This window comes from Microbacterium sp. HJ5 (assembly GCF_054824025.1).
The window spans coordinates 42,129-63,862 of the sequence record NZ_JSYE01000011.1 but is presented as its reverse complement, the minus strand read 5'-3'; the positions used below and the strand labels follow the sequence as shown (position 1 = coordinate 63,862).

Genomic DNA, 21,734 nt, shown 5'->3' with positions numbered 1-21,734 from the left:
CGAGCCTACGACCGCGCCGCTCAGAGCTTCGCGAGCGCCGCCTCGAGATCGGCGATGAGGTCGTCGGCGCTCTCGATCCCGACCGAGAGGCGCACGAGCTCCTCCGGGACGGCCAGCTCGGTGCCCCGCACCGACGCGTGGGTCATCTCGTCGGGGTAGTTCATCAGCGACTCCACGCCGCCCAGCGACTCCGCGAGCTGGAACAGCCTCGTCGACTCGGCGAAGCGGCGAGCGGATGCCGCGTCCGCGAGCTCCGCCGACACGATGCCTCCGAACCCCGTCATCTGGCGGGCGGCGAGGTCGTGGCCGGGGTGCGCCGGCAGACCCGGGTAGTACACGCGGGCGACCTTCGGGTGCGCATCGAGGAACTCGGCGACGGCCTGAGCGTTCTCGCTGTGGCGCTGCATCCGCAGCGCGAGCGTCTTGATGCCCCGCGTCGTGAGCCACGCGTCCATCGGGCCCGAGACGGCGCCGACGGCGAACTGGAGGAACTTGGCCTGCTCGTAGAGCGCGTCGTCATTGAGCACGAGCGCGCCGCCGACCACGTCGGAGTGGCCGCCGAGGTACTTCGTGGTCGAGTGCACGACCACGTCGGCGCCGAGCGCGAGCGGCTGCTGCAGCGCCGGCGAGGCGAACGTGTTGTCGACGACGACGAGCGCGCCGGCGTCGTGCCCGAGGCGCGCGAGGCCGGCGACGTCGGTGATGTGCAGCATGGGGTTGCTCGGGGTCTCTACCCACAGGATGCGCGCGGGGCGCTCCGCGAGCGCCGCGCCGACCGCGGCGAGGTCGCGCATGTCGACCACGCGCAGCTTCACACCCCACGGGCCGAGCACGCGGGCGAGCAGGCGGTAGGTGCCGCCGTACACGTCGCTGCCGAGCAGCACTTCGTCGCCCGGCTGCAGCACCGCGCGCAGGAGGGTGTCCTCGGCGGCCAGGCCCGACGCGAACGAGAGGCCGTGCGCGCCGCCCTCGAGAGCGGCCAGCTGCGCCTCGAGCGCCGTGCGCGTCGGGTTGCCGCTGCGGCCGTACTCGTACCCCTGGCGAAGACCTCCGATGCCGTCCTGGGCGAAGGTGGTCGAGAAGTGCACCGGTGGGATGACCGCACCTGTCGTGGGGTCGAACGCCTGGCCGGCGTGCACGGCGCGGGTCTCGAAGCCGCGGGGGTCGATCGAGTCGGTCATGCGTCTGTTCCTTCGGGTCGGTCGTTCGGGAGCGGCGAGCGAACCGTGGCCACATCGAAGCCGCGCGCGCTCATCCACTCGTCGTCGTAGATCTTGCTGAGGTAGCCGCGGCCGTGGTCGGGCAGCAGCACCACCACCACGTCGTCGGCCGGCAGGTCGCGCGCGACGCGGAGCGCGCCGACCACGGCCATGCCGCTCGACCCGCCGACGAGCAGCCCCTCCTCGCGGGCGAGGCGCCGGGTCATCGCGAAGGCCTCGGCGTCGCTCACCCGCTGCACCTCGTGCGGCACGGACGGGTCGTAGCTCTCCGGCCAGAAGTCCTCGCCGACGCCCTCGACGAGGTAGCCGTGGACGGGGCCGCCCGAGTACAGCGACCCCTCGGGGTCGACGCCCACCACGCGCACGGCGTCGCCGGAGACCTCGCGGAGGTAGCGGCCCGTGCCCGTGATCGTGCCTCCGGTGCCGATGCCCGCGACGAAGTGCGTCACTCGGCCGTCGGTGTCGCGCCAGACCTCGGGGCCCGTCGTCTCGTAGTGGGCGCGGGGGCCGTTCTGGTTGGCGAACTGGTTCGGCTTGAACGCGCCGGGGATCTCACGTGCGAGGCGGTCGGAGACGCTGTAGTACGACCCCGGGTCCTCGGGGGGAACGCTCGTCTCGGTGATCACCACCTCGGCGCCGTACGCCTTCAGCACGGCGACCTTCTCGCCGGCGAACTTGTCGGGCACGACGAAGATCATGCGGTAGCCGCGCTCGAGGGCCACGAGCGCCAGGCCGACGCCGGTGTTGCCGCTCGTCGGCTCGACGATCGTCCCGCCGGGCTTCAGGAGACCGTCGCGCTCCGCGGCATCGATGATGTTGCGGGCGATGCGGTCCTTGGCGGAGCTGCCTGGATTGAAGTACTCGACCTTCGCGAGCACCGTGGCGGACATGCCTTCGGTGACGCGGGTCAGCTGGACGAGAGGGGTGTTGCCGACGAGGTCGGCCACGCTCTTGGCGTAACGCACAGATGTGTCCTCGGTGTCGCCGCGCGGAGCGCGGATGGGTGTCGGGGTCGCTGAAGGGTGCCCGGGGCACTCAGCGACAACAGCGACAGGTCAACACGCGGTCAGTCTAGCCCGACGGGCCTCACCCGCGACGGATGATCTCGCGGAGAATCCCTTTCCGGCGCCGTTCCGGGGGTCTACCATCGTGGGCACATGTCTGGGGCATGCGTCTGCACACGGGAATCGCGAAGGAGCGAAGCATGGAACCCCAGCCTGACATGACGCCTGTCGTCGCACGCCGCACCCCGTCGGACCGCCGCCGCATGGTCGCCGCCATCCTCGCGGCGGGCGTCGTCCTCGGGGTCGGCTCCGCCGTGACCCTGGCGGTGTGGAACGACTCCGAGTTCGCGACGGGCACGTTCTCGTCGGGGCAGTTCGATCTGCAGGGCAGCACCGACGGCACCGCCTTCAGCAGCTCGCCGACCTCACCCGGCAAGACGCTCACGTTCGCGCTCGATGCGGGCCTGCTCTCTCCGGGCGACACCGTGTACGCCCCGTTCGCGGTGCAGCTCTCGGGCGACTCCGACTACGCCGCAGACGTCACACTCGCGAACACCGTCGGGGGCACGATCGGCCAGAACCTGACGTACGCCCTCTACGACGTCGGCACGTTCGGCGCCACGTGCTCGGAGGCGGCCCCTCCCGGCGGCGCGCCGATCGTCGCGAGCCGCGCGGCCACCGCGACCGGCACGGTTCCGGTGTTCGATCTGACAGCGGCCGCCGCCCCGGTCAATCTGTGCTTCGTCGTCACCGCTGGAGCCGGCCTGCCGCAGGGGGCGACGGGCACCGTCACGTGGGAGTTCGCGGGCGCGTCGACCGACCCGCTGCCGTAGTCGTGGGGGGTCCGGGCAGGCGCGCCGCTCGGCGTCGCCTTCGAGGTCGACGGGTGCGGGTGATCCTCGCGGCCGGGCTGGTGTTCGGCGCGGGCGCCGCCGTCACGCTCGCGGCGTGGACCGACACCGAGAACGCGACCGGCAGCTTCGGCGCAAGCGTGTTCGACACCCAGTCCGCGAGCGCCGGGTCACCGACGTACACGAGCCAGACGGCGGCTCCGGGGGCGTCGCTCACGTTCAACGCGACCGCCATGTCGCCGAGCACGTCCTTCTACGCGTGGCTGAACGTGCGCACCACGCCGACGACGAACGTCGCCGGCTCGGTCGCTCTCAGTGCGATCACGAACAACAGCGGCGGCCTCGTCGCCGCCCTGCAGTACCGCGCGGTGCGCACGACATCGGTCAACCCCACGTCGCCCTGCGACGCCACGGCATTCTCGGGGACGCCGGTGTTCATCGCGGGCGCCGCGGGCACGTACCTGCCGGTGACGCAGCTGCCGGCATCCGCCGTCTCGAGTCCGATAGGGGCCGCCGGCGCCGCGATCGGCTACTGCTTCGAGGTGCGCATCTCGCCGACGGCCGCGAGCACCTTCCAGGGCACGACCGCCACGGTCACGTGGACGTTCACGTCGACATCGGCCGGCTGAGAGGAGGGCGGATGCGGGCATCCCGGCGCCGCTCGTGGGCGTCGACCGCCGGCGACATTCCTCTGACGGTCGCCGCGGTCCTCGGCGCACTGTGCATCACGCTCGTCATCGCCGCGGTGTTCTTCGACGTGCGGATCATCCTCTTCAGCACCGGCTCGATGTCGCCGGCGATTCCTGCGGGGTCGGCGGCGATCGTGCGCAGCATTCCTGCCGCCGACGTGCGCCCCGGCGACGTGATCACGGTCGAGCGCCCCGGCCGGCTGCCGATCACCCACCGTGCGACGAGCGTCGAGCCGGTCGAGGATGCCGGCCCGGACCTGCGCCGCATCACGATGCGCGGCGACGCGAACGCGGTCGAGGACCCGTTCCCGTACGACGTGACGACGGTGCGCCTCGTCGTCCTCTCCGTCCCTGGCATCGCTCCGGCGATCGCGACGCTGGGCGAGCCGTGGGTGCTCGGCGGCCTCACCGTCGCCGCCACCCTCCTGGTGCTGTGGGTCTTCTGGCCGCGCCGTCACGAGGCGCGTGCGGCCGCGGGTGCCGGCCGCCGTAGCGGTGCGGCCCTCGGCGTGGTCGGCCTCGCTGCCGCCGCCGGCGTGGCCGGCGCCGTCGCGCCGTGGGCGCCGGCCCACGCGGCGGCCGAGGAGCGCGTGATCCAGGGCGAGGTGATCCGCCTCGTCTCGATCGAGGGACCCCGCATGAGCGATCTCGCGCCGGGCACGTCGGCCGTGTGGCAGGTGGGGGTGAGTGCGCATGCCCCGACCCCGGGCGTCATCGCCGTGCTGCTCTCGTCGACCGGCGACGCCGGACTGGGCCTGCGCTACGACGTACAGGAGTGCCCGACCCGCTGGAACGACGACGGATGCCCGCAAGCGAGGACTCTCGTCGGCGAGGAGCGCGTGCCCCTCGACGGCGTCGAGCGCGAGGTCCTCTCGCTGCCGAGCGACGACGCGGCCTGGCTGCGGATCGTCGTCACCCGGCCCGGGAACGCGGACGCCGCGGCATCCGGCGCCGTCGACATGGTCGTGCGCGCCGTGGGTGCCGGCGACGACGTCTCGACCTCTCCCGAGGGATTGCCTGCCACGGGCGCCGGGCTCCCGTGGGTGCTCGGCGGCGTCGCTCTGCTCCTGCTCGCGGCCGGCGCCGGGGTCGCGGTGCAGGCGCGGAGGTCGTCATGAGGCGCGTACGGGGAGCGGTGGCCGCGGGGGCGCTGGCTGCGCTGGTGCTCGCCGGCGTGATGGCCCCGGCGCTGCCGACCACTGCCGCCTGGACCGACCGCGAGACCGCCACCACCTCGACGCTCACCGCGGGCCGCGTGCAGCCGGCGAATCAGCTCGCGTGCACGGCGGGCATCGCCTCGCCGATCACCTTCACGTGGTCCGCGCCGAACGGCGGCCTCACCCGCACCGGCTACCGCTGGGCAGTGACTGGCGGGCTCACCGCGTCGGGCACGCTCGCCGCGAATGCGACGACCCTCCAGCTCACGAGCGGCCTCCTGGGCATCGGCTCGGGCATGTTCTCCCTCTACGCGGTCGGCCCGGGCGGGTGGGAGTCCACGGCGCGCACCGCGACCGTCTCGTTCACCACCGGTCTGCTATCGGCCTGCACCGTCACGTGACGTCGCACCGCGTTCGTCCCATCCTCAGCCTCACCAGGTCGTGACGTAGTCCGATGCCGGCACGAGGGCCGCCCGCTCGACGATCGGGAGCGATCGGTCCACCGCCTGCGCGACGCGGCGACGCACGTCGGCCGACGAGATCTCGTACGCGTCGAAGTCGGCGTCCGACGCGTAGACGCCGATCGGCAGCGTGAGCGCCTGGAAGAACCCGAACAGCGGCCGCAGCTGGTGCTCGAGGATCAGCGCGTGACGCTCGCCGCCGCCGGTCGCGGCGAGCAGCACCGGTGTGCCGACGAGCTCGTACTGCCCGACGAAATCGAACAGGTGCTTGAACAGTCCCGTGAACGATGCCCGGTACACCGGGCTCGCGACGACGAGCAGGTCCGCCGCCTCGATCCGCTGGAGCGCGCGCTCGACCTCCGGTGCGACGTCGTCGCGCCGCAGGGCGCCGGCGAACGACGGCCCGAGGGCCGCGACCTCGACGAGCGCCGTCGCTGCCCCTGTTCGTCCGGCCACCTCGTCGAGGATCGCGCGCACGAGCGCCGTCGTCCGGCTCGGCTCGTGCAGCGAACCCGAGACGCCGACGACGCGAAGCGACCGGGCCTGGTCGTCGGTCACGGAGCCGATTCCCCGGCGGGTGCGACCGCACGGCCGATGGACAGCATGAGGCGGTTCGCCCAGTTGAAGAACGCGGCGCCGTGGATGACATCGGAGATCTCGAGGTCGTCGAGGCCGGCATCGCGCAACCTGGCCACATGGGTGGTGTCGAAGGCGAGCGGTGTCGCGGTGAGCGCTGCGGCCGCGGCGACGATCGCGTTCCACCGCTCACCCAGGTCGGCCGAGATGCCCTCGTCGAGCAGTGCGTCGACGCGCTCCGGGTCCTTCGAATAGTGCGCCGCGAAGCGGGCGTGCACCGACGCGCAGAACACGCAGCCGTTGACGCGCGACGCCGCGGCCGCCGCGAGCTCGCGTTCGGCGCGGGGAAGACCCTCGGCGGTGTTGTAGAAGATGTCCTTGTCGACGAGCGTGCGAGCACGGAGGATCTCGGGGTCGCGCACGAGGAGACGGAAGTAGTCGCTCGACGCGCGCGGACGGTCGACGAGCCCGTTGTAGTGACGCTCGGTGAGCTCGTCCTCGGGGAACGGCTCGAGCCACGGCACCCAGCCGACCTCCGCGCGGGTGAAGGCGTGCGGATGCGCCGCGTCGTAGACGTAGGTTCGGGCGTCGGTCGTGGTGCCGGTCATGCGGAGACCTCCTCGGAGGCGGGGAAGGGACGGGGGTCGGATGTCGCGGTCAGCACGCGGAGCCCTGCCGCGACGCGCTGCTGGAAGGCGAGGAAGGCGACGAGCTGCGACAGCGTCACGATCGCGTCGACGCTCCAACCCGCATCGAGCAGGCGGTCGAGGTCCTCCCCGCTCGACTCGCGGGGACGGGAGGTCAGCAGGTGCGCGTGGGCCAAGGCCGCGGTGAGCCGCTCGCCCAGCACGTCGCGCGCGGCGATCGACGGCTCGTAGCGGCGCCCGTCGGTGTTCTCGTCCTGCAGTCCGTCCTCGGCGTAGCGGCCGAAGGGTCCGGCCGTGGCGGCGGCGGATGCCTCGCCCAGCACGGCCTCGGCGCGGTCGGGGTCGGCCGACCGGGCCCGAGCGGCATAGAACGCCGCCGTCCGGTCGTCCGCCGTCGACCGCGTCGCGAACGCCGCGACGAGCTCGCGCTCGGCGAGCGGGAACGCGCCGTCGTCGACAGGCAGGAACAGCGCGTCGAAGCTCGCCTGCAGCTGCTCGCGCGTCACGGGCCGGCGGCGACGCAGGGCGTCGGCGGCGTCTTCGGGCGCGATGCCCGCGAGCTCGTCGACCACGTCGATCGTGGGGGTGGTCATGGGGTCTCCTTTCCGAGAGGACTGAGGGCGAGGTCGCGCGTCGCCCACCCGAGGGCGGGCGCGACCTCGGTGGCGAACAGCTCGATGGACCGCAGCACGTGGTCATGCGGGGCGTCGACCGAGTGGACCTGGAACGCGACCTCGGTGGCGCGGCGCAGCGTGGCGTCCGCCGCGAGCGACTCCGCCACCTCCTCCGGCGTGCCGAGGTGGGTGTCCAGCGTGACGATGAGCTCATCGAGCGTCTCGCCGGGGATCGTCTGGCCCCCGCGACGGAAGCCTTCCGCGGCGCGGCGCAGGCCGACCTCCGCGAACCGGAGGGCGTCGGCGCGGTCGTCCGCGACGAAGACCGTGCGGGACGCGGTCACACGCGGCGTCGCGCCCGCGGGCAGCGCCTCGAGATACGCGTCGACGATCGGGTCCTGCAGCGCCGAGAGCGACGCATCCAGCGCGTGGGCCGGTCGCGGCTGAGTGCGCGAGAGCAGCAGACCGTGACCGTGGACGCCCGCGCGCGTGCCGCCCGGAGCCGAGAACGTCGCCTGCCACACGCGATCGGCGAGGGTCCCGGCATCCGGATACAGCCTGTTGCCGCCGCCGATCTCGCGCCCGCCCAGCGCCTCGAGCAGCACCCCGAGCTTGCGGTCGTACACCTCGGCCTTCGTCGCAACGTCCAGCCCGAAGGGGAGGAACGAAGACGGCGTGCCGCCGCTGCCGAGCCCGAGGTCGACGCGGCCGCCCGACAGCAGGTCCGCGACAACGGCGTCCTCCGCGACGCGGACGGGATCCTCCAGCGGCAGCGTGACGACCCCCGTGCCCAGGCGGATCTCGCTCGTGGCCGCTGCGGCGTGCGCGAGGAACACGAACGGCGAGGGCAAGCCCCCCTCCGCCGCGCGGAAATGGTGCTGCGCCACCCAGGCGCGCTCGACGCCGAACCGCTCGGCGTGACGGATCTGGTCGGTCGCGAGCCGGTACCGCTCAGCCGGCGGCGCCTCATCGAGCAGGCGGGTGAAGAAGGCGAGAGTCGGCGCGGTCATGCCGCGACCTCCGTTCGTCCGGGCACGGCGGCGAGCAGCTCGCGCGTGTAGTCGTGGGTGGGGGTGCGGAAGATGTTCTCGGTGCTGCCGGTCTCGACGACGCGACCGCGGCGCATCACCGACACCGAGTGGCTGATCCGTCGGACGACCGCGAGGTCGTGCGAGATGAACAGGTACGTGAGCCCGAGCTCCTGCTGCAGCGACTCGAGCAGCTCGAGGATGCGCGCCTGCACGGTGACGTCGAGCGCCGAGACCGCCTCGTCGAGCACGACCACCTCGGGATCGATCGCGAGCGCGCGGGCGATGGCGACCCGCTGCCGTTGACCACCGGAGAGCTCGCGCGGCGAGCGCTCCAGCACGTCGGCGGGCAGCGCGACGCGGTCGATGAGCTCGGCCGCGCGTTCGCGGCGCGTGACCCGGGTGCCCTCGCGGAAGTTCTGCAGCGGCTCGGCCACGATCTGCGCGACGCTCTGCCGCGGATCGAGCGACGAGAAGGGGTTCTGGTAGACGAGCTGGATCCGGCGGCGCAGCCGGCGGAGGTCGCCGCCGCGCAGTGCCCCGATATCGGTGCCGTCGAGTTCGATGCGCCCCGCGTCGGCGTGGAGGAAGCGCGTCACCAGGCGTGCCGTCGTGGTCTTGCCCGACCCGGACTCGCCGACCAGTGCGTGCGTGGTGCCGCGGCGCACCCGGAACGACACGTCGTCCACCGCGCGGAACGGCGTGCTCCCCCGCACCGCGAACTCCTTCACCAGACCTTCGGCCGTGATCGCGTACGGGTTCTCGCCGGCGGCGGCCGCGGCATCCCGCAGGAACAGGGGCGGGGCCGGCCGACGGAAGTCGTCCGAGGCGAGCGCCGGCGCGTCGGCGATCAGCTGCCGCGTGTAGCCGTCGGCCGGCGCGGACAGGATGCCCGACGTCGGGCCCTGCTCGACGACGGCGCCGTTCCTCAGCACCACGACGCGCTGCGCACGGTCCGCGGCGACGCCCAGGTCGTGCGTGACGAGCAGCACCGACGTGCCTTCCTCGCGGCGGAGGTCGTCGATGAGATCGAGGATGCGCCGCTGCACTGTCGCGTCGAGGGCGCTGGTGGGCTCGTCGGCGATGATCAGCCGCGGCCGCAGCGCGATGGCCGTCGCGATCAGCACGCGCTGCCGCATCCCGCCGGAGAGCTCGTGCGGGTACTGCCGCGCCCGCAGCTCGGGGTCGTCGAGCCCGACCCGCTCGAGCAGTTCGATCACGCGTCGCCGCACGCCGGCGCGATCGCGCTCGCCCGCCGCCGCGCCGCGGTGCAGGTGAAGGATCTCGCCCACCTGCACCCCGATCGGCCTGACCGGGTCGAGCGACGCCACCGGGTCCTGCGGGATGAGCCCCACCTGCGTGCCGCGCACGCTCTGCAGCCGCCTGGGCGACCAGCCCGAGATGTCGACACCGCCGACCGTGATGGCGCCCGCGTCGACGCGCCCGCCTTCGGCGAGCAGGCCCAGCACGGCGTGTGCGGTCGTGGACTTGCCCGACCCCGACTCGCCGACGAGTGCGACCACCTCTCCCTCTCCGACCTCGAACGAGACGTCATGGACGACCTCGCGGCGTCCGGTGCGGGCGGCGTACGAGACGCGCAGGCCCTCGATGCCGAGCACGCTCATCGCGTCCCCTTTCCGATCGATTGGCTGATGCGGTTGGCACTGAGCACGACGAGAACGACCACGAGGCCGGGCAGAGTCGTGAGCCACCACGCCGTGGCGACGTAGTTGCGGCCTTCCGCAATGAGCAGGCCCCACTCGGGCGTAGGAGGCGGTGCGCCGTACCCCAGGAAGCCGAGGGTGGAGATGGCGAGGATGGCCGCGCCGAACTGCAGCGCGGCGAGCCCGACGACCGCGGTGAGCGAATTCGGGAGAACATGTCGGCCGAGCACCGACGCGAACGTGCCGCCGCTGCCGAACGCCGCCTCGACGAAGTCGCTGCGCCGCACTCGCACGACCTCCGACCGCGAGAGACGGGCGAACGACGCGACGCTTCCGATGCCCACGGCGATCGCCGCGTTCACCGTGCCGAAGCCGAGCAGGATGATGATCGAGAGCGACAGCAGCAGTCCGGGGATCGACAGCAGAACATCGACGACGCGCATGAGGATGTCGTCGAGCAGGCCGCCCACGGAGCCGGCGACCACGCCGATGAGCGTGCCCGCGGCGAGTCCGACTGTGACGGCGATCAGTGCTCCGGAAAGCGAGTGGATCGCGCCGTAGACCACCCGGGAGTAGAGGTCCCGCCCGATCGCGTCGGTGCCGAACCAGTGCGCGGCGCTCGGCGGAAGGAGCTTGTCGGCCGGCACCCCGTCGATGGGGTTCTGTCCGGTGAACAGCCCGGGAACGAGCGCCCACAGCACGGCGACGGCGACGACTGCGATGGCGAGGACGAGCGTCCACGAGGGCCGTCGCCCGACGGCGAAGAGCCGCGCGGCGGTCGCCCTGCGAGCAGGCTGATCGAGGGTGGCTCCGGCGTCGCGCGCGAGCGGGTCGACGACGGTTCGGGATGCCTCGTCCCGCGCGGCGGCGGCCTCGGCCGCAGCATCCTGCACGGTGATCTGCGTGCTCATGCGGAGACCTCCACAGCGGTCGGCGCCGACTCGGACTTGGAGCGGCGTGCTCCGTCGCGCAGCCGTGGATCGAGTACGGGGTAGACCAGATCGACGGCGAGATTGACCACGACGAACGTGAATGCGGCGAGCACGACGATCGCCTGCAGGACCGGGATGTCCTGGTTCGCGACCGCCTGCTCGGTGACCCGGCCGATCCCGGTGCGGCCGAAGACCGTCTCGGTGACGACCGCTCCGCCGATGAGCTCGCCGAACAGCACGCCGGCGATCGTCAGTGTCGGCAGCAGAGCGTTGCGCGCGACCGACCGCCACAGCACCCACGACGGCGAAGCGCCCTTGGCCCGCACGACGGTGACGAAGGGCTGGAGCTGCACCTCGTCGATGCCGCGCACGAGGATCTGCGCGAGCGGAGCCGAGATCGGCACGGCGAGCGTGATCACCGGGAGCACGAGACCCGCGACGGGATCCGCGCCGACGATCGGCACCCAGCCGAGTCCGAACGAGAAGACCTGGATGAGCAGGATGCCGAGCCAGAACACCGGCACCGAGACGAACACCCCCGGCAGCGCTCGAAGAGCGTCCCGCAGCCACGCGAAGGGCGTGAGAGTCGAGACGAAGGCGATGACGCCGGCGATCACCGCGGCGAGGAGGAAACCGAGCGCCGCGAGCGCCGCGGTGGCCGGCAGGGCCTCGCCGATCAGCTCCAGCACGGGCGTGCCGTATTGCGTCGAGTACCCGAAGTCGCCCCGGACGTAGCCCCCGAGCGTCGCCGCGTACTGCTCCCACCATGTCGAGTCGACGCCGTAGGCGACGCGGATCTGCTCGACCTGGTCGGCCGTGAGCCCGAGCGACGGGTCGTCGTACTTGATCAGGATCGCGTCGCCGGGCAGCAGCTGCAGCAGGATGAAGGTGGCCGTGAAGGCCGCGATCAGGACGATCGCGGCCTGCCCGGCGCGTCTCAGCGCGTAGCGCATGGCATCAGCTCCAGCGCCTACTGCTTGTCGAGCCACACGTCGTAGAAGAGCGGCCGTGCGACCGACTCGAACTCGACGCCGTGGACGTATGGGGCGGTGCCGTAGACCTGCGGCTCCTCGAACAGCGGGATGAGGTACGCCTCCTCGGCGAGGTAGTCCTGCACGGCCTGCGAGGCGGCGATCCGCTCGTCGGGGTCGGGCGTCGACGCGACGGCCTCGAGCAGACGGTCGAGCTCGGCGTCGTCCGACAGCAGCGTGTTGCGGTTCTTCGTGTAGTACTGGCTCTTGATCACGTCGAGGTCCGCGCGGCCGACCATCGAGTGGTACAGCGGGGTCTTGAGCGGGTCCTTGATGTCCTCGGCGTAGGTGCCGGCATCCGCCGCTTTCACGTTCAGCTCGACGCCGACCTCGTTCAGCTGCTGCGCGACCAGCTCGAGCGTCTGCTTCGAGAGCGGCTGCGGGGCCGCCTCGTAGACCGTGAGCGATAGGCGCTCGCCGTCCTTCTCGCGGATCCCGTCCTCGCCGACCGTCCAGCCGGCCTCGTCGAGCAGCTCCGCGGACTTCTCGGGGTCGTACGCGTAGAACTCCGACTCGTCCTTGTAGCCGACGGCCTGCGAGCTCAGCGCGGAGGTGGCGACGGGGTAGTTCTCGGTGAAGATCGTGTCGACGACCTCCTGCGCGTCGACGCCGGCGACCAGCGCCTGCCGCACGCGGATGTCGCTCAGCAGGGGGTTCGTGAACCGCAGGCTCAGGGCGTTGTTCACGCCGCGGGTCTGCGGGGCGTGCACGTCGAAGCCGGCCGACGCGACGCGCTCCTCGTCGAAGGCCTGCACGTAGCGGATGTAGTCCGCTTGACCGGCGAGCAGCGACCCGATGCGCACGCTGTCCTCGGGCGTGACGATCAGGTGGATCTCGTCGAGGTACGCGCGACCCTGGTGCGCGAAGCTCGGCGGCGCCCAGTCGTAGTCCTCGCGCGCCTCGAGCGTCAGCTCGGTGCCGAGCTTCTCGTCGGTGATGACGAACGGCCCGGAGCCGACGATCTCGGTCGCGTTGCCCGCGCCGAACTCCTCGAGCGTGAGGTCGAGGGTCTCGGGCGAGAGGAGGCCCGAGTTGATCGTGGACGTGGCCTGGAGGAAGCCGGGGGCCGGCGCCGAGAAGCGGAACGTGACGGTGTCGTCGTCGACGACCTCGCTCGAGGCGTAGTTGTTGATCGCCTCGGAGACCGTGAGCCCGAGGCTCTCGTCGCCGAGGCCGTACGTGTCGAAGTTCTTGGCGACCGCGGCGGCGTCGAGCGGGGTGCCGTCCGAGAAGGTCACGCCACCGCGGAGGTCGAAGGTGTACTCCGTCGCGTCGGCGTTCACCGTCCACTCCGTGGCGATCCAGGGCTCGATCTCGAGCGTCTCGGGGTTCTGCCACGTCAGCCGCGCCGCGATGTTGTTCACGAGGCCGCCGTTCGGGTAGAAGCCGGCCTGCGGCGGATAGAGGTTGGTGTACGTCTGGTGCTCGAGGTAGGTGAGCGTTCCGCCGGTGACGGGGTCGCCGGCGGCGGCCTGGGGGTCGCCGGTCGCAGCGCCGGAGGCGCAGGCGGCGAGCGAGAAGGCCGTGGCGACAGCGAGGGCGCCGGCGAGGGAGCGTGCTGCGGGACGGGACATGGGATCTCCTGTGGTTCGGGATGCGGGTTTCGCCTGGTGCGGCGGAAGGTGATGGCCACGCTACGAACCCGCCGGGGTCGTCCGCGCGGCCCGATGTCACCGCTCGTCACCGGGTGCACCGGGGCGTCACGCCGCTTCACGCGGCGTAACACGGGATGCACAGGATCGGAGATCTTCGGCGACACGCCGGGTGACGGATGCTGCGCGGCGGCGTGTCGGCCGAGATCTCTGATTCTGTGGTCGGCCCCGCACGCGGAAGCGCCCGGCCCTGGTCGAGGGGCGGGGCGCGAGGTCGGGCTCAGCCGACGGGGGCCGCCGCACGGGCGAGACGCGGGGCGGCGAGCCCGAGCCGGTCGCGGAGGGTCTCTCCGCTGCTGCCCAGCAGCCCGCGACGTTTCAGCTCGGGCGCGGCGAGACGAGTGAACGCCTCGAACTGCGCCGGCTGGAACGCCGAGAGCACGTTGAATCCGTCGGCCGCGCCCGCGTCGCGCCACGCCTCGAAGTGGTCGGCGATCGCGGTGGGGCCGCCCACCACGAAGGCCGCGGGAACGGCGTGCGCGGCGATCAGCAGCCGCCAGGTCACAGGGTGCGGCCCGCCGAGGTCTCGACCTGTCTGCCGGCGGACCAGTTCGAGCGTGCGTGCGGCCGGCTCGTCGAACGTGCCCGCCACCGCCGCCGAGACTGGGTCGTCGACCGACGCGCGGCGCACGACGTGGTCCGCCGCGACGCCCGCGATATCGAGAAACGACGCCAGCGACCGGTTCGCCGGGAACCCCTCGCGTCCGGCATGGCCGGAACCGTCGTCGATCGGGACGAGCAGCAGCAAGTGGTCGACGATGGCGCGGGCCGCGGCATCCGTCTCCGCCACCACCGGCAGGACGGGGACGACCACCTTCACATCGCCGGGTTCGCGACCGGATGCCGCGGCCAGCGCCCGCAACTCCGCACGGGTGGCGGCGGCCGACGCCGGGTCGGCGGCGGCGATGAGCGCGAGGTCCGCCTCGGCCGCGGCGAGCGCGCGGGACCGCGCGGAGGTTCCCGCGTGGACGAGCGGCAGGTGGCTCTGGGGCGGCCGGGCGACGTTGAGCGGCCCGTCGACGCGCACGTGGGCCCCATCGAAGGCGGCGCCGCGCAGCCCGTCGGAGTCGATGAGCACGCCGGACGCGGCATCCGCTCGCCATGCGTCCTCGTCCCAGGACTCCCACAGCAGCCGCAGCGCCCGCACGAACTCCTCGGCGCGGTCGTAGCGCGCGGCGTTGTCGGCGTGGGCGTCGCGTCCGTGGTTCGCCGCAGCGCGGGGTTCGGCGCCGGTGACGAGGTTCACGCCGGCACGGCCGCCGGTGAGGACGTCGAGGGATGCCGTCGCCCGCGCGGTCGCGTAGGGGTCGGCGTACGTCGAGTTCACGGTGGCGATGAGCCCGATGCGCTCGGTCACGCCCGCGAGGTACAGCACCGCGCTCAGCGGGTCGATGCGCGCGAGCAGATATGGGTCACGGAACTCGAGATCGGGTCCGGTGGCGAGCCAGTCGCCGAAGAAGAGGTAGTCCAGACCCGCGTCCTCGCCGAGGCGGGCGATCCGGCGGAGCACCGCGGCATCGCCGAGCGGGTCGGCGTGGGCGCCCGGGTGCCTCCACCCCGACGGATACGCGCCGAGCGTGCGCACCATCGCACCGATGATGAGCGGCTCGCTCACAGCCGGCTCACTTCGGCGGAGGGCGTCTGCCCCACGGCGACGAGGCGCCCGCGCGTGTGCGACCACTGGCTCCACGAGCCGGGGTAGACCGAGACGTCGATGCCTGCGATCGCGCCCGCGAGCGCGGTGTGCGAGGCCGCGATTCCCGAACCGCAGTAGGCGGCCACGGGTACGCCGTCGACGGCTCCCGCCGCGGCGAACTCGGCCCGGATCTCGTCCGGCGATCGGAACCGCCCGGCGACGAGATGGACGGTCGTGGGCAGGTTCACCGCCCCGGGGATGTGGCCGGCCACCGGATCGAGCGGCTCGGAGTCGCCGCGGTACCTCTCGGGCGCGCGTACGTCGAGGAGCACGCCCTTCCATGGCCAGTCTTCGACCTCGTCGATGCCGGCCACACCGTGCCGGATCTCGTGCAGCACGACGTCGCCGCGACGCGGCAGAACGTCGCCCGTGTCGAGCGGCAGCCGCTCGGTGAGCCAGCCGCGCAGACCGCCGTCGAGCACCCGCACGTCGGCCAGCCCCGAACGCGTCAGCACCCACCAGGCGCGGGCGGCCGCGACGGAGTGGAGGTCGTCGTAGGCCACGATCGTGTCGCCGTCGTTGATTCCCCACCGGCGGGCGGCCTCCTGCAGCTGTTCGAGCGGAGGGAGCGGATGCCTCCCCTGGCGCGGGTCGTCGCGGCGGGCGAGCTCGCGATCGAGGTCGACGTAGACGGCGCCGGGGAGGTGCCCGTCGAGGTAGGCCGGGCGCCCCTCCGGCGCGTCGAGGCGCCAGCGCACATCCAACAGCCGGACGGTGCGGTGCTCGCGGAGCAGGTGCGCGAGCTCGAGGGGCGCGATGAGTGGGGAGGCCATGCCCTCATGCTCACGCCGCGCGCACCGATGCGGAACGCGCGCCTGACACACGGCGCGACGCCGCGTCACACGGCGGAACGCAGCGCAACACGGCGTCACGCGAACGCGTCACGCCGTGGCGGTCCCGGGCCCTGCGGATGCCTCGAGCAGCGCCTTGACCTCCGAGAGGTTCGCCTCGGATCGGGCGAGCAGCTCGCGAAGGTCGTCGAGCGTGGCGGCTGCGGCGGCGCCGGGGGCGACCGGCGCCGTCTGCGCGGGGTCGGACGGGACGGATGCCGGGGTCTCTGCCGGGGCGGCGGCATCCGTCCCCTTGTCGTCGGCCGACGACGCGTCGCCCTTCCGCGGGGCGAGGAACAGGTTCGCGAGGTAGCCCGTGAACGTGCCGAAGATGCCGACCCCGACCACGATGATGAACGTGCCGATGAAGCGTCCCGCGTTGGTCACCGGGAACCGATCGCCGTATCCGACGGTCGAGATCGTCTCGATCGTGTACCAGAGGGCGTCGGACGCGGTGGTGATGTTGGCGCCGTCGGCGTACTGCTCGACGCGCAGGATGAGGAGGCTGCCGAACTCGAGGACGAGGATGCCCATGAACAGCAGCACCAGCAGGGCGCTGCCCGCGCGATCCCGCGTGATGGAGCGCCACACCGCCCGCGGGCCCACCTCGCGCAGCAGTCGGGTCACGCGCACCAGGCGGAACACGCGCAGGATCTTCGCCTGCGGGAAGGGCAGGCTCGCGAGCAGGTCGGCCCAGCCGAAGTGCTGGAAGAAGTAGGCGATTCCCGACGGCGCCGTCTTGAGCCGGTAGAGGAAGTCGCCCAGGAAGATCGCGCTGAACAACACGTTCATGACCGTGAGGATCTGCTGCAGGGCCGGATCCTTCACGAACGCGTAGACGAGGACCAGATTGACGATCGAGACCACGGACAGCAGTCCGATGAAGATCTCGTAGCCGGTGTTCTTCAGTTCGGAGCGAGGCGAGGTCGACATGGCAGGATTTTGGCGCTCCATCGCCGTCAGCAGAACGGCGTGTTAGCGTGAGCCCCGACCGGCGGAAGGCGGTGGGCATGAGCGAGTCGATCGGGGCCGTGCTGCGCCTGCTGCTCGACGTCCTGGGCGTCGCCGCGATCCGCGAGCCGAGCGCCATCGCGCTCGCCGCGGCGGCCGTCGCCGCCGTCGCAGTCGTCGTGCTCGCGCTCTCCCAGGTCGAGCTCCCGGTATCGTCCGTCGGGTCGTCGCCGCATCCGCAGCGGGCGATCGACGTGTCGGTGCGGCTCACGCAGAGCGATCCGGATGCCGCGGGCCACCCCCGCCCGCGAGCTCCGGGGTCCGCGGCCCTGGCCGCCTGACCCCGCGCTCCTGCGCGCCCCGCCTCTCGACGGGGGCCGCCGGCGTCCGCCGGTGTCGTCGCGGCCGTACGCGCCCGACCGACACCGAACGAATGGACTCCTTGTGGACCCTTACGCCTTTCCTTTCATCGCCGCGCTCCTCGACGCGGCCTACGCCGGGCTGATGCAGCTCGCCGACGTGCTCGAGCCCCTCGCGGGCTCGGCTGCGGCCGCGGCATCCGTCCTCGTCGTCACGCTCCTCGTGCGGGCCGCGCTCGTCCCCGCCGGCATCTCGCAGGCGAAGGCCGAGCAGCTGCGCAGCCGGCTCGCCCCGAAGCTGCGCGCCCTTCAGCGCCGGTACGGGCGCGATCGCGAACGGCTGCAGCGAGAGACGATGAAGCTCTACGCCGACGAGAACGCCTCGCCGTTCGCCGGGTGCCTGCCCCTGCTCGCCCAGGCGCCCGTGCTCGCCGTGGTGTACGCGCTCTTCGCGCTGCCGACCATCGCCGGCCATGCCAACGCCCTGCTCGCCGATCAGCTGCTCGGCGTCCCGCTGGGCGCGAGCCTCGTCGGGGCCGTCGCCGGCGGCACGGCCACGGCGGCGACCTTCGCGGTCTTCGGCGCGATCGTCGCGGTCATCGCGGTCGCCGCCGAGATCACGCGGCGACGATTCCGCCCGCCCGCGATCGAGGGACCGGATGCCTCGCCCCTCGCGAGCGCGGGAGTGCGGCACGCGATGGAGACCCTGCCGTTCACCACGGCCGTCGTGGCGCTGTTCGTGCCGCTCGCCGCCGCCGTCTACCTCGCGACGACGGTCGTGTGGACGCTCGTGCAGCGGATCGTGCTCCGTCGCCGGTATCCGCTCGCGGCTGAGTCTTAGGCGTCCGGGCCTGGAGCGCCGGGCTTGGGCTCGCGCCCGTACTTCACTGCCACCGTGAGCAGGCGCACGCCCGCGCCGAGCACGATCAGGTTGAGGACCATCTGCAGCGTGACGAGCACGCGGGCAGGCTCGGTCGCGGCGCTGATGTCGCCGAAGCCGACCGTGGAGAAGACGGTGACGGTGAAGTACAGCGCGTCCATGCGCGTGAGGTCGGTGGTGAACGCCGCCGCGTCGGTGCGCTCCATGATGAAGTACGTCGCGGCGAACAGGAGCAGGTAGATCGGAGCGATGACCGCGAGCGCCTCGATGGCCCGCACGCCCGGGTCGGCGGAGCGGATGATCGCGAGCACCTGCCAGACGGTGACACCGGCGAGGACGACGGCGGCCAGGAGCAGAGCGACGCCGACGGGGAGCCGGTCGATCCACTCGAGCGGCACGACGAAGTACAGCGCGATGAGCACGGCGGCGGCGGCGAAGGCCCGGAGGAGGCCGAACGCGATGACGCGGCGGCGCTGCGACCGGGTCAGGCGCTCGAGCGGCGGTTCGACCATCGGCGTCCTCTTCCCGTCCGGGCCGACGAGCGCGCGCGATCGCCGGGCTGACTTCCACCGTGGCCACCCGCGCGCGCGGAGGCATCACCCGACCGGAATGAACTCCCGTCGGTCGCCGGCGGGTCGGGCGCTCTGCGGGCTCCCGCGGTTCTCGTCCGCTCCGCCGCAGTGGGATACTCGTGAGGTCCGCGCTCCGCTGCGGGCCACGATCATGAGCACCCCGAATCCGAGTCGCACCGCCGCGAGCATCAGCGTCGTGGGGCCCGGCCGTGTCGGGCGGGCGTCCGCCGCCGCGCTCCGCGCCGCCGGCTACGAGGTGCACGGTCCGTTCGGCCGGTCGGAGGAGGTCGGGCGCGCCGACGTGGTCCTGCTGTGCGTGCCCGATCGAGAGATCGCCGCGCTCGTACCGGCCGTTCGCGAACGCGCTCCGCTCGTCGGGCACACCTCCGGCGCGACGACGCTGAACGAGACAGGCGCCGACTTCGGCCTGCACCCCCTGCGCGCCTTCGTCGGCGACGAGAGCGCCGACGCCTTCGCGGGCATCGGGTGCGCGGTCGCCGGGGCGACGCCGGATGCGCTGAGCGCGGCGACCGAGCTCGCACGGGCGGTCGGCGGCGAGCCGTTCGAGGTGCGCGACGACCAGCGAGCCGGATACCACGCAGCGGCGTCGGTCGCATCGAACTTCCTCGTGACGCTCGAGGCCGCGGCCGAGCGCATCGCCGCCGCGACGGGCCTTCCGAGCGACTTCCGCGACCACCTGCTTCCGCTCGTGCGCGGCACCGTCGAGAATTGGGCGCACCACGGGCCGCGGGGCGCACTGACCGGACCCATCGCACGCGGCGACGAGAGCACCGTCGAGCGGCAGCGGGCGGCGGTCGAGGCATCCGCTCCCGAACTCGTGGCGCTGTTCGACGAACTCGCCGACCGCACCCGGGCGCTGGCCCGCACCGAGGAGTCCCCCGCATGAGAATCGTCCGCACCGTCGCTGGGATGCGCGCCGCCGTCGCGGACGCGCGTGCGAAGGGCGCGAGCGTCGGCCTCGTGCCGACGATGGGGGCGCTGCACGACGGGCACCTGTCGCTGATCCGCCGGGCACGGGCCGAGAACGACCTCGTCGTGATGTCGCTCTTCGTCAATCCGACGCAGTTCGGTCCGAGCGAGGACCTGGACGCCTACCCGCGCGACGAGGCCCGCGACGTGGAGCTCGCGGGCCACGCAGGCGCCGACATCGTGTTCGCGCCCTCGGTCGACGAGGTCTACCCACGCGGCTTCTCGACGACCGTGCACGTCGCCGGCATCACCGAGGTGCTCGACGGCGCCCACCGCGGCGCCTCGCACTTCGACGGCGTCGCCACCGTCGTGACCAAGCTGTTCCAGATGGTCGCCCCCGACGCCGCCTACTTCGGGCAGAAGGATGCGCAGCAGGTGCTGGTGATCCAGCGGCTCGTGCGCGACCTCGACATGCCCGTGCGCATCGTCCCGTGCCCGATCGTGCGCGAGCCCGACGGGCTGGCGATGAGCTCGCGCAACGTGTACCTCGACGCGGCGGCCCGCGCGCAGGCCACGGCGCTCAACCGTGCGCTGGACGCGGCGGAGGCCGCCGTCGCCCAGGGTCGCACCGACGCACCAGCGGTGATCGGCGCCGCACGCGACGTGCTCGCCGGGGCCGGCGTCGAGGCCGAGTACCTCGAGCTCCGCTCGCCCGACGACCTGCGCACGCTCGACCGCGTCGACGGGGCGGCTCTGCTGGCCGTCGCCGCCCGCGTCGGCCGGGCGCGACTGATCGACAACCGAATCCTGGAGGCAGCACCATGAGCGCCGGATCCCTCTCGTCGGCGGCGACGCCGGCCCGCCCCCGCATGACCTTCGCCGGACTCGCCGCCTTGAAGGAGCGCGGCGAGCCGATCGCCATGGTGACCGCGTACGACTTCCCGAGCGCGCAGATCGCCGAGGCGGCCGGCGTCGACATGGTGCTCGTCGGCGACTCCGCCGCGATGACGGTGCTCGGTCACGAGTCGACGGTGCCGGTGACCGTCGAAGAGATGCTGATGCTGACCGAGGCGGTGCGCCGAGGGCTCTCCACGCCGCTGCTCGTCGCCGATCTGCCCTTCGGCTCGTACGAGGGGTCGGACGAGCAGGCTGTCGCCACCGCCCAGCGCTTCATCAAGACCACGGGCTGCGACGCGGTGAAGATCGAACGGGGCGGGTCGTCCGTCGACCGTGCGCGCGCGATCATCGCCGCGGGCATCCCCGTCATGGGGCACGTGGGCCTCACGCCGCAGACCGCGGCCACCATCGGCGGCTATCGTGCGCAGGGCCGCACCGCCGAGGAGGCGGTCGGTCTCGCCGAAAGCGCCGTCGCGCTGCAGGAGGCGGGATGCTTCGCCATCGTCTTCGAGGCGATCCCGACCCCCGTCACCGATGCGATCATGCCGCGCCTGTCCGTGCCGGTGATCGGCATCGGCGCAGGCCCGAGCACCGACGGCCAGGTGCTCGTCTTCCACGACCTGCTCGGCATCTACGACGGGCACGCCGCGCGATTCGTCAAGCGCTACGCCGACCTGCGGGGCGAAATGGTCGCCGCCGTCTCGGCGTACGCGGAGGAGGTCCGCACGCGCGCGTACCCGCAGCCCGAGCACGGCTACGGGATGCCGGCCGAGGAGGTCGCGCGCCTGCGCGCCATCCTCGACGCCAGCGCGCCGCCGCGCGTCAAGCGCGCCTGACCTGCCGCCGCACACGGCGGTGCCCCCGGAGGTTGGGTTCCGGGGGCACGTGTACAGCGCCGATCGTCAGCGATCGTCGGTGAAGGCGTCCTTCACATCGTCGCCGGCCTGCTTGAGATTGGCAGAAGCCTGATCGGCCTTGCCTTCGGCTTCCAGTCGCTGGTTGTCGGTCGCGTCACCGACCGACTCCTTGACCTTGCCCTTCATCTCCTCGGCGCCGTGCTTGATGTCGTCTCCCATACCCATGGGTTCTCCCT

At 72.5% G+C, this 21,734-nt stretch carries 24 protein-coding genes; 9 read left to right on the top strand and 15 right to left on the bottom strand.

All coding sequences use genetic code 11. The features are described 5' to 3' along the window. Positions 1–20 precede the first annotated feature (20 nt). Positions 21–1,181, bottom strand: a complete 1,161-nt coding sequence (locus OB08_RS05040; protein ID WP_461472768.1) for a cystathionine gamma-synthase — start codon at positions 1,179–1,181, stop codon at positions 21–23. After that, positions 1,178–2,185, bottom strand: coding sequence for a PLP-dependent cysteine synthase family protein (locus tag OB08_RS05035; protein ID WP_461472766.1), 1,008 nt, complete (start codon positions 2,183–2,185; stop codon positions 1,178–1,180). The genes OB08_RS05040 and OB08_RS05035 overlap by 4 nt, the downstream gene beginning before the upstream one ends. 239 nt (positions 2,186–2,424) lie before the next feature. Here OB08_RS05035 and OB08_RS05030 point away from each other — a divergent pair, with 239 nt between their 5' ends. From OB08_RS05030 to OB08_RS05015, 4 genes are read left to right on the top strand one after another with little or no spacing between them, the layout of a single operon-like run. Continuing rightward, positions 2,425–3,057 carry a SipW-dependent-type signal peptide-containing protein gene (locus OB08_RS05030; RefSeq protein ID WP_461472764.1) on the top strand — a complete coding sequence of 211 codons (633 nt, stop codon included), beginning with the start codon at positions 2,425–2,427 and terminating at the stop codon, positions 3,055–3,057. Positions 3,058–3,116: 59 nt separating this feature from the next. Next, the gene (locus OB08_RS05025) at positions 3,117–3,704 is read left to right on the top strand and encodes a SipW-dependent-type signal peptide-containing protein (RefSeq protein ID WP_461472762.1); all 588 of its coding nucleotides are present in this window, start codon (positions 3,117–3,119) and stop codon (positions 3,702–3,704) included. Between the two features lie 11 nt (positions 3,705–3,715). Further along, positions 3,716–4,882, top strand: a complete 1,167-nt coding sequence (locus tag OB08_RS05020) for a S24/S26 family peptidase (protein WP_461472760.1) — start codon at positions 3,716–3,718, stop codon at positions 4,880–4,882. Next, on the top strand, positions 4,879–5,322 hold the full coding sequence (locus OB08_RS05015) for a hypothetical protein (RefSeq protein ID WP_461472758.1): 444 nt from the start codon (positions 4,879–4,881) through the stop codon (positions 5,320–5,322). Before OB08_RS05020 ends, OB08_RS05015 begins: the two co-directional genes overlap by 4 nt. A gap of 30 nt (positions 5,323–5,352) precedes the next feature. On the opposite strand, the gene msuE is transcribed toward OB08_RS05015, so the two are convergent. The 11 genes from msuE to OB08_RS04960 form a co-directional block, all read right to left on the bottom strand. Then, complete coding sequence (gene msuE, locus OB08_RS05010) at positions 5,353–5,940, bottom strand: FMN reductase (protein WP_461472756.1); 588 nt, start codon at positions 5,938–5,940, stop codon at positions 5,353–5,355. Further along, positions 5,937–6,566, bottom strand: coding sequence for an alkylhydroperoxidase domain protein (locus tag OB08_RS05005; RefSeq protein WP_461472754.1), 630 nt, complete (start codon positions 6,564–6,566; stop codon positions 5,937–5,939). The genes msuE and OB08_RS05005 overlap by 4 nt, the downstream gene beginning before the upstream one ends. Beyond that, positions 6,563–7,198 carry a CMD domain protein gene (locus OB08_RS05000; RefSeq protein WP_461472752.1) on the bottom strand — a complete coding sequence of 212 codons (636 nt, stop codon included), beginning with the start codon at positions 7,196–7,198 and terminating at the stop codon, positions 6,563–6,565. Before OB08_RS05000 ends, OB08_RS05005 begins: the two co-directional genes overlap by 4 nt. After that, on the bottom strand, positions 7,195–8,229 hold the full coding sequence (locus tag OB08_RS04995) for a putative FMN-dependent luciferase-like monooxygenase (protein ID WP_461472750.1): 1,035 nt from the start codon (positions 8,227–8,229) through the stop codon (positions 7,195–7,197). Before OB08_RS04995 ends, OB08_RS05000 begins: the two co-directional genes overlap by 4 nt. Then, positions 8,226–9,872: a dipeptide ABC transporter ATP-binding protein gene (locus OB08_RS04990; protein WP_461472748.1), complete on the bottom strand. Its 1,647-nt coding sequence runs from the start codon at positions 9,870–9,872 to the stop codon at positions 8,226–8,228. Before OB08_RS04990 ends, OB08_RS04995 begins: the two co-directional genes overlap by 4 nt. Beyond that, a complete protein-coding gene (locus OB08_RS04985) occupies positions 9,869–10,822 on the bottom strand; it encodes an ABC transporter permease (RefSeq protein ID WP_461472746.1) in 954 nt (317 codons plus the stop codon). The genes OB08_RS04990 and OB08_RS04985 overlap by 4 nt, the downstream gene beginning before the upstream one ends. Then, positions 10,819–11,796, bottom strand: a complete 978-nt coding sequence (locus tag OB08_RS04980) for an ABC transporter permease (protein WP_461472744.1) — start codon at positions 11,794–11,796, stop codon at positions 10,819–10,821. Before OB08_RS04980 ends, OB08_RS04985 begins: the two co-directional genes overlap by 4 nt. 17 nt (positions 11,797–11,813) lie before the next feature. After that, complete coding sequence (locus OB08_RS04975; RefSeq protein ID WP_461472742.1) at positions 11,814–13,448, bottom strand: TIGR04028 family ABC transporter substrate-binding protein; 1,635 nt, start codon at positions 13,446–13,448, stop codon at positions 11,814–11,816. A gap of 298 nt (positions 13,449–13,746) precedes the next feature. Further along, the gene (locus OB08_RS04970) at positions 13,747–15,141 is read right to left on the bottom strand and encodes an NtaA/DmoA family FMN-dependent monooxygenase (protein WP_461472740.1); all 1,395 of its coding nucleotides are present in this window, start codon (positions 15,139–15,141) and stop codon (positions 13,747–13,749) included. After that, positions 15,138–15,995 (bottom strand): sulfurtransferase, encoded by an 858-nt coding sequence (locus OB08_RS04965; protein WP_461472738.1) that lies wholly within the window; start codon positions 15,993–15,995, stop codon positions 15,138–15,140. Before OB08_RS04965 ends, OB08_RS04970 begins: the two co-directional genes overlap by 4 nt. 108 nt (positions 15,996–16,103) lie before the next feature. Then, positions 16,104–16,985 (bottom strand): ion transporter, encoded by an 882-nt coding sequence (locus tag OB08_RS04960; RefSeq protein ID WP_461472736.1) that lies wholly within the window; start codon positions 16,983–16,985, stop codon positions 16,104–16,106. Positions 16,986–17,062: 77 nt separating this feature from the next. Between OB08_RS04960 and OB08_RS04955 the strand changes: the two genes are divergently transcribed. Then, positions 17,063–17,344, top strand: coding sequence for a DUF6412 domain-containing protein (locus OB08_RS04955; RefSeq protein WP_461472734.1), 282 nt, complete (start codon positions 17,063–17,065; stop codon positions 17,342–17,344). 103 nt (positions 17,345–17,447) lie between these two features. Beyond that, positions 17,448–18,203 carry a YidC/Oxa1 family membrane protein insertase gene (locus tag OB08_RS04950; RefSeq protein ID WP_461472732.1) on the top strand — a complete coding sequence of 252 codons (756 nt, stop codon included), beginning with the start codon at positions 17,448–17,450 and terminating at the stop codon, positions 18,201–18,203. Here OB08_RS04950 and OB08_RS04945 read toward each other — a convergent pair. Next, complete coding sequence (locus OB08_RS04945) at positions 18,200–18,754, bottom strand: potassium channel family protein (protein ID WP_461472730.1); 555 nt, start codon at positions 18,752–18,754, stop codon at positions 18,200–18,202. The two genes, OB08_RS04950 and OB08_RS04945, sit on opposite strands and share 4 nt — an antisense overlap. A gap of 211 nt (positions 18,755–18,965) precedes the next feature. Between OB08_RS04945 and OB08_RS04940 the strand changes: the two genes are divergently transcribed. The 3 genes from OB08_RS04940 to panB are packed head-to-tail and all read left to right on the top strand — an operon-like array spanning position 18,966 to position 21,477. Then, complete coding sequence (locus OB08_RS04940) at positions 18,966–19,721, top strand: DUF2520 domain-containing protein (RefSeq protein WP_461472728.1); 756 nt, start codon at positions 18,966–18,968, stop codon at positions 19,719–19,721. Next, positions 19,718–20,569 (top strand): pantoate--beta-alanine ligase, encoded by an 852-nt coding sequence (panC, locus tag OB08_RS04935; RefSeq protein ID WP_461472726.1) that lies wholly within the window; start codon positions 19,718–19,720, stop codon positions 20,567–20,569. Before OB08_RS04940 ends, panC begins: the two co-directional genes overlap by 4 nt. Then, positions 20,566–21,477 (top strand): 3-methyl-2-oxobutanoate hydroxymethyltransferase, encoded by a 912-nt coding sequence (gene panB / locus OB08_RS04930; protein ID WP_461472724.1) that lies wholly within the window; start codon positions 20,566–20,568, stop codon positions 21,475–21,477. Before panC ends, panB begins: the two co-directional genes overlap by 4 nt. Before the next feature lie 66 nt (positions 21,478–21,543). Here panB and OB08_RS04925 read toward each other — a convergent pair whose 3' ends face one another. Then, positions 21,544–21,723 (bottom strand): CsbD family protein, encoded by a 180-nt coding sequence (locus OB08_RS04925; RefSeq protein WP_461472722.1) that lies wholly within the window; start codon positions 21,721–21,723, stop codon positions 21,544–21,546. Between the last annotated feature and the right edge of the window lie 11 nt (positions 21,724–21,734).

Coding starts and splice junctions, on each gene's coding strand:
- OB08_RS04940 (WP_461472728.1), top strand. CDS start 18,966: ATGAGCACCCCGAATCCGAGTCGCACCGCCGCGAGCATCAGCGTCGTG.
- OB08_RS05020 (WP_461472760.1), top strand. CDS start 3,716: ATGCGGGCATCCCGGCGCCGCTCGTGGGCGTCGACCGCCGGCGACATT.
- OB08_RS04985 (WP_461472746.1), bottom strand. CDS start 10,822: ATGAGCACGCAGATCACCGTGCAGGATGCTGCGGCCGAGGCCGCCGCC.
- OB08_RS05005 (WP_461472754.1), bottom strand. CDS start 6,566: ATGACCGGCACCACGACCGACGCCCGAACCTACGTCTACGACGCGGCG.
- OB08_RS04945 (WP_461472730.1), bottom strand. CDS start 18,754: ATGGTCGAACCGCCGCTCGAGCGCCTGACCCGGTCGCAGCGCCGCCGC.
- OB08_RS04960 (WP_461472736.1), bottom strand. CDS start 16,985: ATGTCGACCTCGCCTCGCTCCGAACTGAAGAACACCGGCTACGAGATC.
- OB08_RS04965 (WP_461472738.1), bottom strand. CDS start 15,995: ATGGCCTCCCCACTCATCGCGCCCCTCGAGCTCGCGCACCTGCTCCGC.
- OB08_RS05030 (WP_461472764.1), top strand. CDS start 2,425: ATGGAACCCCAGCCTGACATGACGCCTGTCGTCGCACGCCGCACCCCG.
- OB08_RS04990 (WP_461472748.1), bottom strand. CDS start 9,872: ATGAGCGTGCTCGGCATCGAGGGCCTGCGCGTCTCGTACGCCGCCCGC.
- panC (WP_461472726.1), top strand. CDS start 19,718: ATGAGAATCGTCCGCACCGTCGCTGGGATGCGCGCCGCCGTCGCGGAC.
- OB08_RS04925 (WP_461472722.1), bottom strand. CDS start 21,723: ATGGGTATGGGAGACGACATCAAGCACGGCGCCGAGGAGATGAAGGGC.
- OB08_RS04980 (WP_461472744.1), bottom strand. CDS start 11,796: ATGCGCTACGCGCTGAGACGCGCCGGGCAGGCCGCGATCGTCCTGATC.
- OB08_RS04955 (WP_461472734.1), top strand. CDS start 17,063: ATGAGCGAGTCGATCGGGGCCGTGCTGCGCCTGCTGCTCGACGTCCTG.
- OB08_RS04995 (WP_461472750.1), bottom strand. CDS start 8,229: ATGACCGCGCCGACTCTCGCCTTCTTCACCCGCCTGCTCGATGAGGCG.
- OB08_RS05015 (WP_461472758.1), top strand. CDS start 4,879: ATGAGGCGCGTACGGGGAGCGGTGGCCGCGGGGGCGCTGGCTGCGCTG.
- OB08_RS05040 (WP_461472768.1), bottom strand. CDS start 1,181: ATGACCGACTCGATCGACCCCCGCGGCTTCGAGACCCGCGCCGTGCAC.
- OB08_RS05000 (WP_461472752.1), bottom strand. CDS start 7,198: ATGACCACCCCCACGATCGACGTGGTCGACGAGCTCGCGGGCATCGCG.
- panB (WP_461472724.1), top strand. CDS start 20,566: ATGAGCGCCGGATCCCTCTCGTCGGCGGCGACGCCGGCCCGCCCCCGC.
- OB08_RS04975 (WP_461472742.1), bottom strand. CDS start 13,448: ATGTCCCGTCCCGCAGCACGCTCCCTCGCCGGCGCCCTCGCTGTCGCC.